Source organism: Streptomyces abyssomicinicus (genome assembly GCF_008974245.1).
Lineage (GTDB): Bacteria > Actinomycetota > Actinomycetes > Streptomycetales > Streptomycetaceae > Streptomyces > Streptomyces abyssomicinicus.
In genome coordinates, this window is sequence record NZ_BBZI01000005.1 from 1,637,773 (window position 1) to 1,652,021 (window position 14,249).

Sequence of the window (14,249 nt, forward strand, 5' to 3'; positions counted from 1 at the left end):
GGGTGGCGACCGACCTGGCCCGCTGCTACTGAGGCCGGACCCGCGGTGCCGTGAAGGGCCGGGGTTCCTGGCCGAGTGCGGTGGCGGCTGCTCCGGCGGCGCGCTCGATCCTCGCGCGCCGGGCTTCCCAGTAGGCCGCGTCGTGGTGCGGGGTCGCGTACCGGGCCGTGGTCCCCGTCACGCCGTCGACCTGCTCGCGCAGGATGTCGGCGTGTCCCGCGTGCCGGCTGGTCTCGGTGAGCATGTGGACCAGGACGTTGAACAGCTTCACGTGGGGGCTGGGCCACCAGGGCACGTAGCCGGGGGAGTCGATGGCGAGGCCGGTGATCGTCGCGTCCGAGTGCTCCCCGACGCGACGGTAGCGGTCGGTGATCTCCGCGCGCGACTCCTGCTCGGTCGCCCACAGGTCGGCGTCGCGCTCCCCGGCGTCGTCCCACCGGGGCAAGGGCTCGGGGAACGGGCGGTCGAAGACCTCGCCGAAGTACCAGGACTCACACAGCGTCAGGTGCTTGACCAGGCCGAGGAGGTTGGTGCCCGTCAAGGTCAGGGGCCGACGGGCGTCGTATTCGCCGAGACCCTCGAGCTTCCAGAGCATCGTCTCGCGCATCGCTCGCAGATCGCCGTGCAGGTAGTCTTTCGCGAAGTCATCGATCACGGTGCACGAGCCTGTCACGCGCCGCCGGCCGACTCAACGTCCGCCGGTCGGCCACCGGGCCGGGCAGGTGCCCGGGCTGCCGGTACGAGCGGCACGCGTGCGAGGTCACGCGTGCAGTGGTCGCCGGGGAGGGGTCGCAGGGGAGGGGTCGACGATGCCGGGCACCATCGTGTCAGCCATGATCGAGCGGGACGGCCATGTGCTGATGGTCCGTGAACGCCTGGCCGGGCAGGCAGAACAGTGGGTCCTGCCCGGAGGGGTCGCCGAGCCGGGAGAGCTCGCCCATGACGCCCTTGTACGAGAGGTCCTCGAGGAGACCGGGCTCACCGTGGCCGGGCCGACCGGCCTGGCCTGCGTCTCGCAGCACGTGGTCACGGACGACCCGGGCTGGGAGGGCACATGGACGGTGTTCACCTTCCGTGCGGAGGCAGCCGCGGCCACCACCACAGGCGCCCTAAAGCCAAGGGACCCCGACCGGCTGGTCCTGGAGGCGGCATGGGTGCCCCTCGGTGAGGCGCTCGAGCGCGTGGCCGCCCATCCCTCACGTGCGCGCAGGGATCCCCTGATCGCCTGCCTGACCGGCACCGTGCCACCCGGAACCCTGTGGATCTGGCCCGGTGACCCTGATCAACCGCCGACCGTGGTCCCCGCTGCCGCCCCACCGGGGTGACAGGACAGCGGGCAGCCGCGCCGGAGCCCCCGTGGCGCCGTGCCCGCGAGGTGGGTCAGGCGACCAGCAGGCGGAGGCCGAGGTCTGCCGCGTCGAGGCCCGCGAGGTCGCTGTTGCGCTCGGCCCACCGGCCGGAGCCGAGGTCGTCGCCGAGGCTGCGGACCGCCCGCCGTTCGGCCTCCGCCCCGACCTTCGTCCACACCGACATCGCACGGCGCACGTGGTCCTCCAGATACGCGGCCGGCCGGCGCCAGTACGCCTCGAACAGGCCGTCAGCACAGTCCCAGGGAACGGGTACCGCCTCGACACGCGCGCCGACGGCGTCGGCCATCGCGGCCAGTGAGGGGAAGTCCGCGAGGACGGCGGCGAACTCGGGCAGGTAGTCGCGGGTGAGCCAGAACCGGTCCTGCCATCCGGGCTCGTCCGTGTCGAAGGTGAGGACCACCACGTGCCGGGCCACGCGTCGCATCTCGCGCAGTCCCGCCATCGGGTCCCCCCAGTGATGGACCGTGGAGACGGCCATCGCGACGTCGAAGGACCGGTCCTCGAAGGGCAGGCACTCCGCGGCGGCGGCCACGCACGGTGCCGCCCCGGCACGCCGCTGGGCCCGCATCACCGCGGACGGCTCCACGGCGGTCACGTCCCGGTCGGCGGGCTCGTACGAACCGGTGCCGGCCCCGACGTTGAGCACCGTCCGCGCGTCCCCGAGCGCGTCCCGGATCTGCGCGGCGATCCGTGGATCGGTACGCCGTGTCGCGGTGTAGGCGTCGCCGATCGTGTCGTACAGCCGCGCACCGAGCACCTCCAGCTGCTTCTCCGGTGTCACCCTCAGCCCTTTCGCCCGTACCGCGAGCTCCCTGTCGATCGCCGCCGCCATGGCGTCGGCGCGATCACGCCGCTCCAGCAGCAGGGCGCGCAGCCGGCGCAGGTGCGCGACCGCGTCGGTGGACGGGTCGTCCACCAGTTCCCCGACTTCGCGCAGGCCGAAGCCCAGCCGCCGGTAGGCCAGCACCTCCCGCAGCCGCTCCACGTCGCCCGCCGAATAGGCCCGGTATCCGGCCGCGGTCCGGGCCGACGGGCGAACGAGCCCGATCTGGTCATAGTGATGCAGCGTGCGGACGCTCACGCCGGCCAGCTCTGCCACGCGTCCCACGGTCCAGAGATCCTCCACGGCAGCCAATATGCGGCCTGACGCCACGTGAGGGTCAAGCCGCGCTCACGGCGGCACGGCCCGACGGGACGGAGCGGCCCCGTCGCGCCCTCACGCCGACGGCCGGGACTCCTCGAGTGCTCGCAGCCGCCGGATCTCCGCGACGAGACGGGGAACAGCGTCCCGGGCGGCGGCGATGAACCGCGCGTTCTCGTCCCACAGCTCGTCGGCACAGTCGACGTAGCGGGGCTGCTGAACCAGCGTCGCGGCCACGATCTCGTGGTGGTCGAAGCGGGGCCAGCGCTCACCGAGGCCGGTGTCGGGCACCGTGCTCACGGCGACGAGGTTCATGGCGTAGTCGTCGTCGAGAAAGCGGACGTGCCAGGGGCCTGGGGTGGCCGCCTGGGAAAGTACCTCGAGCTCCTCGAGTTCCTCGCCGGTCAGCGGTTCCGTGATGCTCATGGGGCCGTGCTCCTCTCGCCGCGTGGGCCGATGTGCTTCCGCACCGGGCCAGCCGCCCGGCCACCGGCGCGGCGATCTTGACACAGGCCCACGGCGGCCCGCCGCACGGTTTTCGTGGGGAACAACGGTCCGGGCGTCACGCCGGGGCGTCGTCGCCGTCACAGGTGGGGTGGAACGTCGTCCAGTCGGTCACGGCCGGGCCGTCGGGAACGGATCCCCGCTCGGTCAGCTTCGCGTACCGCTGGTTCTCCTCCTGCGCACTCCGGTCGAGTCCCTTCGCACCGCCGAGGCGGGCCACCGTCGAGTAGACGCCGTCGCCCTCGTAGACGTACGCCGCGAGGTCCGGGTAACGGTCGTGGTCGTAGTCGGCGACGGCGGCGGCGTGCGGCTCGTACAGGTCCACGTGCTGGTCGCCCTGGCCCTGACCGCGCGGCGAGAAGGGGCCGAGCCGCAGTTCGGACACGCTCGGCAGCTCAGGGTCGTCGCCGATGGAGTCCCGGGTGGCGGAGATGTAGAGGTCGACCCAGCCGTCCTGGTCGAAGTCGGCCACGACGGCCACGACGATGTCCGTGTCCTCACCGCGGTCTCCGACCAGTTGCCGGGGAGCCACCTCCGTCTCCCGTCCGTCCTCGGCACCGAAGGTCAGGACCAGGTCGGTCCCGGTGAGGGAGGGGGGCGAGACCCGGTCGGGCGAGCCGTCGCCGTTCAGGTCCGCCACGAGGCCGCCGGAGGAGGTCACGCAGGTCTTGACGGCCGGCCCGGCCGCCGGCCGCGGCGGCGGATCACCCCTGCCGTCCCCGCACCCGGCCACCAGGGTGGTCGAGACCGCGAGCGCCAGTACACCGTGCGCCCGTGCGGCGCGTCCCCTACCTCGCATCATCTGCCCCTATGTGAGTGGAAGTTGACCGGCAGAAGGCGCAGAGCCTAACTGATCGTTTCCATCCGGCCCGGTGCGGGGCAGGGTGCGTGGGCCCAGCCGCCTCGGCTACCTCAGCCCACCTCGGCCGCCGATGCCGCCGCCCGCAGCAGTGCCGCCGTGTCGGCGTCGGCGGGGAAGAAGGTCTCGATGGCGATCTCGTCCAGCGTGACGTCCCGCGGCGAGCCGAACACGGTGGTGGTGTACAGGAACGCGAGGGCGCCGTGCTCGGACGACAGACGCAGCGGCGTGACGAGGTCGGACGCCACGCCGTCCGCGGAGGACGGCGGCACCCGCCGGTCGTCGGCGGGCGCCGGATAGCCCTCCAGTTCCTCGAGCAGCTCCGCCAGGCCGGCTTCCGCCGTCCGCTCCAGCTGGCGGCGGACCCGGCGCAGCACGTGCCCGCGCCACTGGGCCGGGTTGCGGATCCGCCCGGCCAGGCCGTCGGGGTGCAGCGTGGCCCTCAGCACGTTGAACGGCGCCCGCGCCGCCCCGCCCGTGACCTCGCCGAGGAACAGCCGTGCCGCGGGATTCGCCGCCAGCAGCTCCCAGCGCGCGTTGACGGCGAGGGCCGGATTCGGCGCGTGCCCGGCCAGCACCGCCTCCACCGCGTGGCGCGCCGCACCGAGTCCGGAGAGCGGGCGCTCGGGGTGCGCCGGGGCGAAGCCGGCCGCCAGGTAGAGCACGTTGCGGTCCCGCAGGGGGACGTCGAGCTCGTCGCACAGCCGCCTGATCATGTCCCGGCTCGGGTTCGCCCGGCCGGTCTCGAGGCAGCTGAGGTGCCGGGTGGACAGCTCGGCGGCCAGCGACACGTCCAGCTGGGAGCGGCGGCGACGTTCGCGCCAGCGCCTCAGCTGCATGCCGACGGGTTCGCCGTGGGTCGTCGTCATGTGATCAGCCTGACGCGCGGCGCGTCGCGGGGCAATGACCTCGGAGGTCATCGACACGGCACACGGCGGGCCACACAGTCGGAGGTGAAACACCGCACAGCACCGATCCGTCGAACGAAGGGATCCACCGTCATGGCCGGAACGGCACAGCAGACGACAACGCATCAGGACACCACCCCCCGTGTCGACGCCACGAGCGAGAACGCCGCGAAGCTGGAACCGTACCTGCGGTTCTGGAACGCCGGCCCCGACGACGACCGGGGCCGGCTGGCGGAGGCCGTGTTCACCGACGACGTCGAGTACCGGGCGCACATCGGTGTGCTGGAGGGGCGGCAGGCCCTGATGGACTTCAGGGAGCAGTTCGTCTCCCACATGGGCGGGGCCGAGATCCGCCTGCGTGAACAGCCGCAGCTCCACCACGACCGGGCCCGGCTCGAGTGGGAACTCCTCACCGGAAGCGACGCGCGGACGTCGTTCGCCACGGGCACGGACGTGATCCGCATCGAGGAGGACGGGCGGATCAGCGGCGTCACCGTCTTCCTGGACCGCGCCCCGGAGGGGTTCGGGGCGGCGCGGGAGCACCACTAGGTGATCGGTTCTTGACGGTGGTGACCGTCATGATCCCCCGTGCGACGGACGGCGGAGGCCCGTAGGCTGGGCCTCGTCCGCACTGTCCGGGGGGAGCAATGACCAGTAGGTTCACCGAGTTGGTCGTCGACTGCCGGGACCCGGAGCGGCTCGCGGCCTTCTGGTGCGCGGTCCTGGGTTTCACGGTGATCGACCGGAGCGAGGACAAGGTCGAGATCGGTTCCTGGGTTCCGACCGTCGAGGAGGTCCGGGCCCGCCAGATGCCGCCCACCCTGGTGTTCGTGCGGGTGCCCGAGGGCAAGACCGTGAAGAACCGGCTCCACCTCGACGTCAGCCCGGTCGACGGGAGTACCGACGAGGAGGTCGCCAGGCTGCTCGGCCTCGGCGCCGCCAGGGTGGACGTGGGCCAGGGCCCCGGCCGGAGCTGGGTGGTCATGGCCGATCCCGAGGGCAACGAGTTCGACGTTCTGCGCACCCTGGCACCGTCACCGTCCGGCGGATGACCGGTCCCCGGGACGGGCGGTCGTGGACGGCCGGCCGCCCGGGGGTGTCACCTGCCCCGCTCCACGCAGTGCTGGAGCGGGGCAGGGGCAGGGGGAGGGCGAAGAGCGGGCGGAGCCCGTCAGCCCACGGTGCAGGTGGTGCCGTTCAGGGTGTAGGCGGTCGGCTTGCTGAAGGACCCCGAGTAGGTTCCCTGGAAGCCGAACGACTGGCTGGCACCCGGCGCGATCTGCGCGTTGGACGAGGTGTTGGTCGCCGTGACCGCGCCGGAGTTCGGCGAGACGGTGGCGTTCCAGGCGTTGGTCACGGTCTGCCCCGACGGCAGGGTGAAGCCCGCCTTCCAGCCGTTGATCGCCGTGGAACCGGTGTTGGTCACGGTGATGTTGGAGGTGAAGCCGCCGGTCCAGGAGCTGGTCGTGTTGGTGACGCGGCAGGATCCGGCCGGGTTGGTCGGGGGCGGGGTGGTGGGCGGGTTGGTGGGGTTGCCGCCGTCACCGGAGTTGACCGTGGAGGAGAAGGAGTTCACGGCCAGGCCCGCGCCGTTCTGCCAGGGCTCGAAACCGGCCTGGATGCTCGTGATGTACCACGACTGCTGGGCGAGACCCTTGGCGATCGCCTGGTCCACGAAGTCCATGACGTCGAAGTTCATGCTGTTGACCGCGGACGGGGCGACGAAGGAGATCACCTCGTTGCCGCCGTTGTTGCCGGTCCAGACCTCCCAGGTGCGGCCGGCGACCGACGCCGATCCGGTCCGGGAGCCGATCGGCTGGATGGAGCCGACCCGGTTGAGCCAGATCATGATCTCGGTCGCGCTGACGCCGTCCTTCTTGGGGGACGGGTCAAGCCAGATGTCGAACGACGCGTTGTACGTGGCGTTGCTGACGTAGGTGTAGGAGATGCTGCTCGGCGCGGTGGATATCGTGCTGATCTGCTTGGGCAGGTTGGTGCCTGGTGAACAGTTCGTGTAGTGACAGCCGTTGTAGACCGACGGGTAGGACTTCGGAGCGCCGTTCGTGGGGACGGAGCCGTTGGCCGTGGTCAGCTGGAAACCGGTGCTGGTCACATTGATGCACTGCTGCTCGCTGGTGCCCCAGCGGTTGTTCTGCACGACGTAACGGCCCTGAATGGTGGTCGAGCCGTACTGGTCGCATATCAAGGTGTCGGCCTGGGCCGACGTCGACACCAGGCCGACCGAGGTCAGCGAGGCGATTGTCAGGACCAACGCGGCCAGTGCGGGGTGCAGGGCGCGGAGCCTGGACAACAGGGCGGACATGCGGGTCCCTTCATCGAAACGAGCTGGTGGGGGGAGGTGCTCTGGCGTTTCGGAACCGGTCGCGCATCACTCCTTGTGTGGGGGGAAGGTGGCCCGTGAAGGGGCCCGTGGGGGGTGGAACACCAGTGGGAGCGCTCCCATGGTGTGGGTGGGGGGCGGAGCGGTCAAGGTGTTGGACGTTCGAAAAAGTTTCGAAGGCACTCAGCCGCAGCCGGCGACGAAAAGGCGGGTCAACCATCTTTACGTGTACATGAGTTGACGCTAGCGTCCTCCGTACCAGTGGGAGCGATTCCGTTTTCAGTCGACACGACCGCCTGGACGTGTCCGGCCCGCCAGGAGTCGCTCCATGCGAAAGTCCCGTGTTCCCGCCCCCCGGCGTGACGCGGTGTGCTCCCGGATGCCGGGCGGAGTCGAACCGCACGGACAAGGAGACCCGCACACGATGCGCCGTACCAGAACAGCCTTACTCTCAGCCTTCGCGATGGTCGCGGGGGCCGCGGGTGTGGCTTCCGCCATGACGCCCGCGAACGACGTGAGCGCCGCAGCTGCTGCCTGTACTGTCAAGTACCAGGTGCAGAGCTCGTGGAGCGGTGGCTTCACCGCCAACGTGACTCTCATCAACAACTCGAGTGCCAAGTCCTCCTGGAAGGTCGGCTGGACCTTCGCCGGCAACCAGAAGGTCAGCCAGGGCTGGAACTCCAAGATCACCCAGAGCGGCACCGCCGTCACCGCGGCCAACGAGTCGTACAACGGCAACCTGGGCAGTGGGGCGTCGGTGAGCTTCGGCTTCAACGCCACCTACAGCGGCACCAACGCCGTGCCCACCGCCTTCACCCTCGACGGCGCGGCCTGCGACACCGACGGGAACGGCACGCCCACGACGCCGCCGCCGACCGACCCGCCGACCACCCCGCCGCCGACCGACCCGCCGACCACCCCGCCGCCGGGCAGCAAGGTCGACAACCCGTACGCCGGCGCCAAGGTGTACGTGAACCCGGACTGGTCCGCCAAGGCCGCCGCGGAGCCCGGCGGCTCCAAGATCTCCAACCAGCCGACCGGTGTCTGGCTGGACCGGATCGCCGCGATCAACGGCGCGAACGGTGCGAAGGGCGCCCGGGAGCACCTGGACGAGGCCCTGAAGCAGAAGGGCTCGGGCGAGCTCGCGATCCAGTTCGTGATCTACAACCTGCCCGGCCGTGACTGCGCCGCGCTGGCCTCCAACGGCGAGCTCGGTGCGACGGAGATCGACAAGTACAAGACGCAGTACATCGACCCGATCGCCGCGATCTTCAAGGACCCGAAGTACGCGTCCCTGCGGATCGTCACGACGATCGAGGTGGACTCGCTGCCCAACCTCATCACCAACGTGTCCGGCCGTGACACCGCCACGGCGATGTGCGACACGATGAAGAGCAACGGGAACTACGTCAAGGGCATCGGCTACGCGCTGGACGTCCTCGGCGGCATTCCCAACGTCTACAACTACGTCGACGCCGGTCACCACGGCTGGCTGGGCTGGGACACCAACCTGGGCCCGACGGCCGAGCTCTTCAAGACCACGGCGACCAGCAACGGCGCCCAGCTGTCCGACGTGCACGGCTTCATCGTGAACACGGCGAACTACAGCGCCCTGAAGGAGCCCAACTTCAAGATCTCCGACTCGGTGAACGGCACGTCCGTGCGCCAGTCCAAGTGGGTGGACTGGAACCAGTCCGTGGACGAGCTGTCCTTCGCCCAGATGTTCCGGGAGAAGCTCATCCAGAGCGGCTTCCCCAGCAACATCGGCTTCCTGATCGACACCTCCCGTAACGGCTGGGGCGGCTCCGCGCGTCCCACCGCCGCGGGTCCGACGACCAGCGTCGACAACTACGTCAACGGCGGTCGTGTCGACCGGCGTATCCACCTGGGCAACTGGTGCAACCAGTCGGGTGCGGGTATCGGCGAGCGTCCGAAGGCCAACCCCGAGCCGGGCATCGACGCCTACGTCTGGATCAAGCCGCCGGGTGAGTCCGACGGTGCCAGCCAGGTGATCGACAACGACGAGGGCAAGGGCTTCGACCGCATGTGCGACCCGACCTACGAGGGCAACGCGCGCAACGGCAACAGCAAGTCCGGCGCCCTGCCGAACGCTCCCCTGTCGGGCAAGTGGTTCTCGGCGCAGTTCCAGCAGCTGGTGGCCAACGCCTACCCGCCGCTGCCGTAACACCGCTTCAGTACCGCACACAGGCCGTCCGCCCCGCCACGCCATGGCGGGGCGGGCGGCCCGCGCGTTCCCCGCGCCCGCGCGGTCGGCGCCCTACGGTCGTGTCCGGGCCGTCGCCCGGTGCTCAGGCGGGGACGACAGCCGCTCGGCCACGGTCGTCAGCACCGTTCCCAGCGGCAGTGCCACACGGGTGAGGGCGTACCGGTCACCGCGCGTGGGGTCCCGGTTGACGATCAGCACCGGCTTGCCGGCCTGGGCCGCCTGGCGGACGAACCGGAGACCCGACATCACCGTCAGCGACGACCCCAGCACCAGCAACGACGCCGCCTCGTCCACCAGCCGACGGCAGTGCGCGACCCTGTCCGGCGGGACGTTCTCACCGAAGAACACCACGTCCGGCTTGAGGACGCCGCCGCAGATCGTGCACGGCACCACCTGGAAGTCACCGACCTGCTCGTCGGTGAGGTCCGCGTCACCGTCCGGGTTCAGGCCGGCGGCCACCGGCGCGAACCCCTCGTTGACCGCCTCCAGCCGCTCGGCCAGCTCACGGCGCGGACTCATGGTGCCGCAGGTGAGGCACATGATGCGGGCCAGGCTGCCGTGGAGCTCCACCACGTCCTCGCTGCCGGCGGCCTGGTGCAGCCCGTCGACGTTCTGGGTGATCACGCCGGCCAGCAGGCCCTGGGCCCCGAACGCGGCCACCGCCCGGTGACCGGCATTGGGGTGGGCCCGGCGGAAGGTGCGCCAGCCGAGATGGCTGCGCGCCCAGTACCTCCGCCGGGCGTGGGCGTCGCCGACGAAGTCCTGGTAGGTCATCGGGGTGTGCCGGCTGAGACTCCCGCCGTCGCCCCGGTAGTCGGGGATCCCGGACTCCGTGGAGATGCCCGCACCGCTGAGCACCAGGACACCTCCGGTGCTCAGGGCGTCGACGACCGGTCCCGGGTCCACGGTGCCCGGGGGCAGGTCCTCGGGAGGGGTCCAGCTCAGGGTGGGGCGCATACGCATGACGCCAGGGTACGGAAGGGACTCCGCCGCCGCCCCGCGCCTCGCCCCACCCCGGCGGGGCGGGCCGCTGCCTCCTATGGCGGGAAACCGCTCGTTTCCCGGGCCCCCGCCGAGCCATACGCATCGTGATGCCGTCACCGGAGCGACCCGTCGTTCCGGGAGGGAGGGTGCGGTCGTGCAGGTCGCCGTGGGAGTGGTCGTCGCCCTGATGGGACTGTTCTCGCTCGTGGGCGGGGAGAGATGGGCCGCCCTGTTCGGCAGCCGGGCGGGCGGGCGCTCCGGGAGGCCCGGCGCTTCGGCGTACCGGCTCGTCGGCGGATGCCTGCTGGTCATGGGCGTCCTCCTGGCGACGGGGTTCCTGCCGTCGTGAGCGGCGACGACGAGCCGTGGACCTCCGCCCCTCCAGCGCCGGCTCGTACGCCTCGTGGAAGGCGCCGGCCGCGGTGAGGAGGTCGGCCGGGTGCAGGTCGCCGTGGAGCCGCACCGCGCGTTGTCCCGGAGACTTCCGCCCTACCTGCCCGGCGTGCCGTCGTAGTCGTGGCGGGCCCGCTCGACCTCGTCGAGATGGGCCGACGCCCACTCGGTGAGGCCCGCGAAGAGCGGGGCGAGGCTGCGGCCGAGGCCGGTGATCTCGTACTCGACCCGGGGCGGAACCTCCGGATGGTACGTCCTTGAGACGAGCCCGTCCCGTTCCAGCTGCCGCAGCCGCTGCGTCAGCACCTTCGGCGTGATCCTGGCGATCCGTCGCTCCAGCTCGACGAACCGCTGGCGGCCGTGGGCGTTGAGGGTCCACAGGATCGGCGTGGTCCACCGGCTGAACACGATGTCCACGACCGGAGCGATCGGGCAGGCGTTCTCGGGGTCGGCCGAGCCGGAGGCCGTCCAGGTCATGTCACCGGTCATGCGGATTCCCGAGGGGTAGTCACTTTCCTGTAGGTACCTACTCTATCGGCGGTGTTAGCGTCCCCGGGTCGCTTCGGGGAAGTTCCCGCGAAGCCCGCACGCCCCCACGTGGGCGTGCACAACAGACGTGATTCCAGGGGGAGTTCATGGGGATCGTAGTGACGGGTGCGACCGGGAACGTCGGGCGGCCGCTGGTGCGGGTCCTCGCGGCGGCGGGGGAGCGGGTCACCGCGACGTCCCGGGGGATCTCGGGCGACGACACGCCGGACGGCGTCCGCCATCGGAGGGCGGATCTGGCCGAACCGGACAGCCTCCGGCCCGTGTTCGACGGCGCCACCGCCCTTTTCCTCCAGGACGGCGGAGCCGGCGCCCACCTAGTCGATCCCCGGCAGGTGGTCGACGTGGCCAGGTCCGCCGGGATCGAGCGGGTCGTGCTGCTGTCGTCCCAGGGAGTCGCCACCCGGCCGCGGTCGGTCTCCCACGGGGGCACCGGACGGTCCTTCGAGGAGGCGGTCCGTCAGTCGGGCGCGGACTGGACGATCCTGCGCCCCGGCGGCTTCGGCTCCAACGCCTACGCCTGGGCCGATTCGGTGCGCACGCGGCGGACGGTCGCCGCGCCCTTCGCGGACGTCGGCCTGCCGGTGATCGACCCGGCGGACATCGCCGAGGTCGCGGCGGCGGCCCTGCGTGACGGCGGCCATGCCGGCCGCGTCCACGAACTGACCGGCCCGGCCCTCAGCACGCCGCGGCAGCGGGCCGAGGCGATCGCCGACGCGCTCGGCGAGCCGGTCCGGTTCGTCGAGCAGACCCGCGACGAGGCGCGCGAGCAGATGCTGCGGTTCATGCCCGGGCCCGTGGTCGAGACCACCCTCGCCATCCTCGGCGCGCCCACCCCTGCCGAGCAGCGGATCAGCCCGGACGTCGCGCGGATCCTCGGCCGGGAACCGCGTGCCTTCGCCGACTGGGCCCGGCGTCACGTCGCCGCCTTCCGGTAGAAGCCGGTCCGGGGCCGGGCATCCGCGTGACCGCCGGAGGCGGGCGCCGTCGCCGAGGCACACGGCCGCGTCCCGGTCCTCCCGGCCGACACGGTCCGCGCGCTCAGCGGCGGACGCCCGCCTCGGGGAGCGTCACAGCGCCACCGGCTCCGAAAGGAGGCGGCGCATGTCGAGCAGGTGATGACGCAACTCGTGCAGGGTGTGCACGGCGACCCACCGCAGCGTCCGCTCCTCGCGTTCGGGATAGACGTAGACCAGCCGTCGCTCCCAGTGGGAAGGCGGCAGCAGATCCAGGACGTCCGCGAACATCAGGGCCGCGTCCTGGAGTTGACGGGCCACGTCGGCCGGCCGCTGCCGGAGGTATCCGTCGTGCTCCACCCGCTCGTCGCGCCCCATGGCCTCGGCGACCGGTGTGTCGGAGCGTCGCGCGGCCAGCACCCGCTCCCGCTGGACGAGCAGCACGTCGCGGACGTGACAGGCGTACTCGAGAGGTGACCACACCGCGGGGCCGGGGCGCCGCCGCAGCCGCGACGGCTCGCCCGACAGCAGGTCCGCGTACGCGCCCGCGCAGTCCTTCGCCGACGCCGCGACCGTGGGAGCCAGCGCGAGGTCGTGGACGAAGCCGCACTCGGTACAAGTCGTCATGCCCACAGGCTAGTACGCCCCGCTTCCCTCTGCGGCCCCGGCCCCGGCGCTCAGCTGTAGTAGGCGATCTTCTCGTCCAGAACCCCCATGGCACGGTGCAGCGCGGCCACCCGCTGCTCCATCGCGGATCGGCGTTCGCGGAGGAAGACGACCCGGTCCCGCGGTGTGTGGTCGGAGCGCAGGATGGCCACGAACTCCCGCAGGTCGGCGATGCCCAGCCCGGCGTCGCGGAAGCAGGTCACCAGGCCGATCCAGAAGACGTCGTCCTCGGTGTACTCCCGGCGCCCGCCGGCCGAGCGCCGGATCGGGCCGATGAGCCCCTCCTTCTCGTAGTAGCGCAGGGTGTCGATGGAGACCCCGGTGCGGTCCGCGGCCGTCGCGGGGGTGAGGGTGGTCATGGCACTCCTTGGGTGACCGCGCTGCCGCGGGCTACCGCGCGTCGGCGAAGCGCGCCAGGTGGTCGTCCTCCAGTCGCACACGGCGAGCGGCGAGCGCTTCCTCGATCTGCTCCACCCGGCTCACGCCGACGATGGGATCGATGCCCTGCCGCATCAGCCAGGCGAGGACCACCTGGTTCGGGGTCGCCGAAAGCTCGCGGGCGACGTCGTCCAGGACGGCGAGCACCCGGGTGGTCCCGGGGTGATCATAGGTCGACGGGAGCGGCTTGTCCGGGCGTACGTAGGAACCCCACAGCAGCGCGCTGTACGCCCACACGGCGAGCCCTTCCGACCGCGCGAGGTCGAGGTCCTCCGCGGCGAGCAGGCGATGACCGCCCTCCGCCAGCGGCGTGAGGGGGCGCGGCTGCGCCAGCGAATGGCGCAGCTGGAGAGCCGTCCACGGTTCCACGCCCTGCTCCCGCGCCGCGGCCCGGGCACGCTCGACGCGCCAGGAGGCGTGGTTCGCCGCCCCGACCCGCAGCGCCACGCCCTTGGTGACCAGTTCCCCGAAGGCGCCGACCGTCTCCTCCAGCGGCACGGTCCGGTCCTCGGCGTGGGCCCACAGGAGATCGACGTGGTCGATCCCGAGCCGCCCAAGGCTCCCCTCCACGCCGGCGCGGATCGCGTGGGCGGAGAGCCCTTCGGCGCTCTCCGGCCAGGAGTGCGGAACCAGCGGATTCTGCCGGACCTTGGTCGCGATCCGGACCGTGTCGCGCACGCCCGGCCGGGCCGCGAGCCACGAACCGATGACGCGCTCGCTCGCGCCGCCGACGCCGCTGGGGTCGTGCCAGAACGAATAACAGTTGGCGGTGTCGAACCAGACACCGCCGCCCGCGACGAAGGCGTCGAGGATCGCGAAGGCCCGCTCGGGAGTGACGCGCGTACCGAAGTCCATCGTGCCCAGCACGAGTTGTGCGTTGGTGTTGTCCATGCGGTCCATGCTCGGATCTGGAGCG

17 protein-coding genes are annotated in these 14,249 nt (G+C 71.5%); 6 read left to right on the forward strand and 11 right to left on the reverse strand.

Annotation, left to right across the window (positions count from 1 at the left end; genetic code table 11):
• Window positions 1-25: 25 nt before the first annotated feature.
• Window positions 26-655 (reverse strand): DinB family protein, encoded by a 630-nt coding sequence (locus tag GBN72_RS06915; protein WP_151770679.1) that lies wholly within the window; start codon window positions 653-655, stop codon window positions 26-28.
• Window positions 656-833: 178 nt separating this feature from the next.
• On the opposite strand from GBN72_RS06915, the gene GBN72_RS06920 reads away from it, so the two are divergent.
• Window positions 834-1,325 (forward strand): NUDIX hydrolase, encoded by a 492-nt coding sequence (locus GBN72_RS06920; RefSeq protein WP_164540413.1) that lies wholly within the window; start codon window positions 834-836, stop codon window positions 1,323-1,325.
• 55 nt (window positions 1,326-1,380) lie between these two features.
• Here GBN72_RS06920 and GBN72_RS06925 read toward each other — a convergent pair whose 3' ends face one another.
• From GBN72_RS06925 to GBN72_RS06940, 4 genes are all read right to left on the reverse strand, one after another.
• Complete coding sequence (locus GBN72_RS06925; protein WP_164540415.1) at window positions 1,381-2,478, reverse strand: MerR family transcriptional regulator; 1,098 nt, start codon at window positions 2,476-2,478, stop codon at window positions 1,381-1,383.
• A 108-nt stretch (window positions 2,479-2,586) separates the two neighbouring features.
• Entirely contained in the window at window positions 2,587-2,937 is a 351-nt protein-coding gene (locus GBN72_RS06930) for a hypothetical protein (protein ID WP_174887071.1), read from the reverse strand.
• Between the two features lie 136 nt (window positions 2,938-3,073).
• Window positions 3,074-3,817, reverse strand: a complete 744-nt coding sequence (locus GBN72_RS06935) for an FG-GAP repeat domain-containing protein (RefSeq protein ID WP_151770682.1) — start codon at window positions 3,815-3,817, stop codon at window positions 3,074-3,076.
• A 110-nt stretch (window positions 3,818-3,927) separates the two neighbouring features.
• Window positions 3,928-4,743: a helix-turn-helix transcriptional regulator gene (locus GBN72_RS06940; RefSeq protein ID WP_164540417.1), complete on the reverse strand. Its 816-nt coding sequence runs from the start codon at window positions 4,741-4,743 to the stop codon at window positions 3,928-3,930.
• Between the two features lie 132 nt (window positions 4,744-4,875).
• On the opposite strand from GBN72_RS06940, the gene GBN72_RS06945 reads away from it, so the two are divergent.
• On the forward strand, window positions 4,876-5,331 hold the full coding sequence (locus tag GBN72_RS06945; RefSeq protein ID WP_151770683.1) for a nuclear transport factor 2 family protein: 456 nt from the start codon (window positions 4,876-4,878) through the stop codon (window positions 5,329-5,331).
• Between the two features lie 98 nt (window positions 5,332-5,429).
• A complete protein-coding gene (locus GBN72_RS06950; protein WP_151770684.1) occupies window positions 5,430-5,834 on the forward strand; it encodes a VOC family protein in 405 nt (134 codons plus the stop codon).
• Window positions 5,835-5,953: 119 nt separating this feature from the next.
• On the opposite strand, the gene GBN72_RS06955 is transcribed toward GBN72_RS06950, so the two are convergent.
• Window positions 5,954-7,105 carry a glycoside hydrolase family 12 protein gene (locus tag GBN72_RS06955; RefSeq protein WP_151770685.1) on the reverse strand — a complete coding sequence of 384 codons (1,152 nt, stop codon included), beginning with the start codon at window positions 7,103-7,105 and terminating at the stop codon, window positions 5,954-5,956.
• A 442-nt stretch (window positions 7,106-7,547) separates the two neighbouring features.
• Here GBN72_RS06955 and GBN72_RS06960 point away from each other — a divergent pair, with 442 nt between their 5' ends.
• On the forward strand, window positions 7,548-9,308 hold the full coding sequence (locus GBN72_RS06960) for a glycoside hydrolase family 6 protein (protein WP_151770686.1): 1,761 nt from the start codon (window positions 7,548-7,550) through the stop codon (window positions 9,306-9,308).
• A gap of 93 nt (window positions 9,309-9,401) precedes the next feature.
• Here GBN72_RS06960 and GBN72_RS06965 read toward each other — a convergent pair whose 3' ends face one another.
• Entirely contained in the window at window positions 9,402-10,313 is a 912-nt protein-coding gene (locus tag GBN72_RS06965) for an NAD-dependent protein deacetylase (protein ID WP_151770687.1), read from the reverse strand.
• A 175-nt stretch (window positions 10,314-10,488) separates the two neighbouring features.
• Between GBN72_RS06965 and GBN72_RS06970 the strand changes: the two genes are divergently transcribed.
• Window positions 10,489-10,683, forward strand: a complete 195-nt coding sequence (locus tag GBN72_RS06970) for a hypothetical protein (protein ID WP_151770688.1) — start codon at window positions 10,489-10,491, stop codon at window positions 10,681-10,683.
• Window positions 10,684-10,823: 140 nt separating this feature from the next.
• On the opposite strand, the gene GBN72_RS06975 is transcribed toward GBN72_RS06970, so the two are convergent.
• A complete protein-coding gene (locus GBN72_RS06975) occupies window positions 10,824-11,216 on the reverse strand; it encodes a winged helix-turn-helix transcriptional regulator (protein ID WP_151770689.1) in 393 nt (130 codons plus the stop codon).
• Between the two features lie 146 nt (window positions 11,217-11,362).
• Here GBN72_RS06975 and GBN72_RS06980 point away from each other — a divergent pair, with 146 nt between their 5' ends.
• Window positions 11,363-12,211 (forward strand): NAD(P)H-binding protein, encoded by an 849-nt coding sequence (locus GBN72_RS06980; RefSeq protein ID WP_151770690.1) that lies wholly within the window; start codon window positions 11,363-11,365, stop codon window positions 12,209-12,211.
• 132 nt (window positions 12,212-12,343) lie between these two features.
• Here the strand turns inward: GBN72_RS06980 and GBN72_RS06985 are convergent, their stop codons facing one another.
• From GBN72_RS06985 to GBN72_RS06995, 3 genes are read right to left on the reverse strand one after another with little or no spacing between them, the layout of a single operon-like run.
• Entirely contained in the window at window positions 12,344-12,856 is a 513-nt protein-coding gene (locus GBN72_RS06985; RefSeq protein WP_151770691.1) for a DinB family protein, read from the reverse strand.
• 50 nt (window positions 12,857-12,906) lie between these two features.
• Window positions 12,907-13,254 (reverse strand): MerR family transcriptional regulator, encoded by a 348-nt coding sequence (locus tag GBN72_RS06990; protein ID WP_151770692.1) that lies wholly within the window; start codon window positions 13,252-13,254, stop codon window positions 12,907-12,909.
• Between the two features lie 31 nt (window positions 13,255-13,285).
• Window positions 13,286-14,233, reverse strand: coding sequence for an aldo/keto reductase (locus tag GBN72_RS06995; protein ID WP_174887072.1), 948 nt, complete (start codon window positions 14,231-14,233; stop codon window positions 13,286-13,288).
• Between the last annotated feature and the right edge of the window lie 16 nt (window positions 14,234-14,249).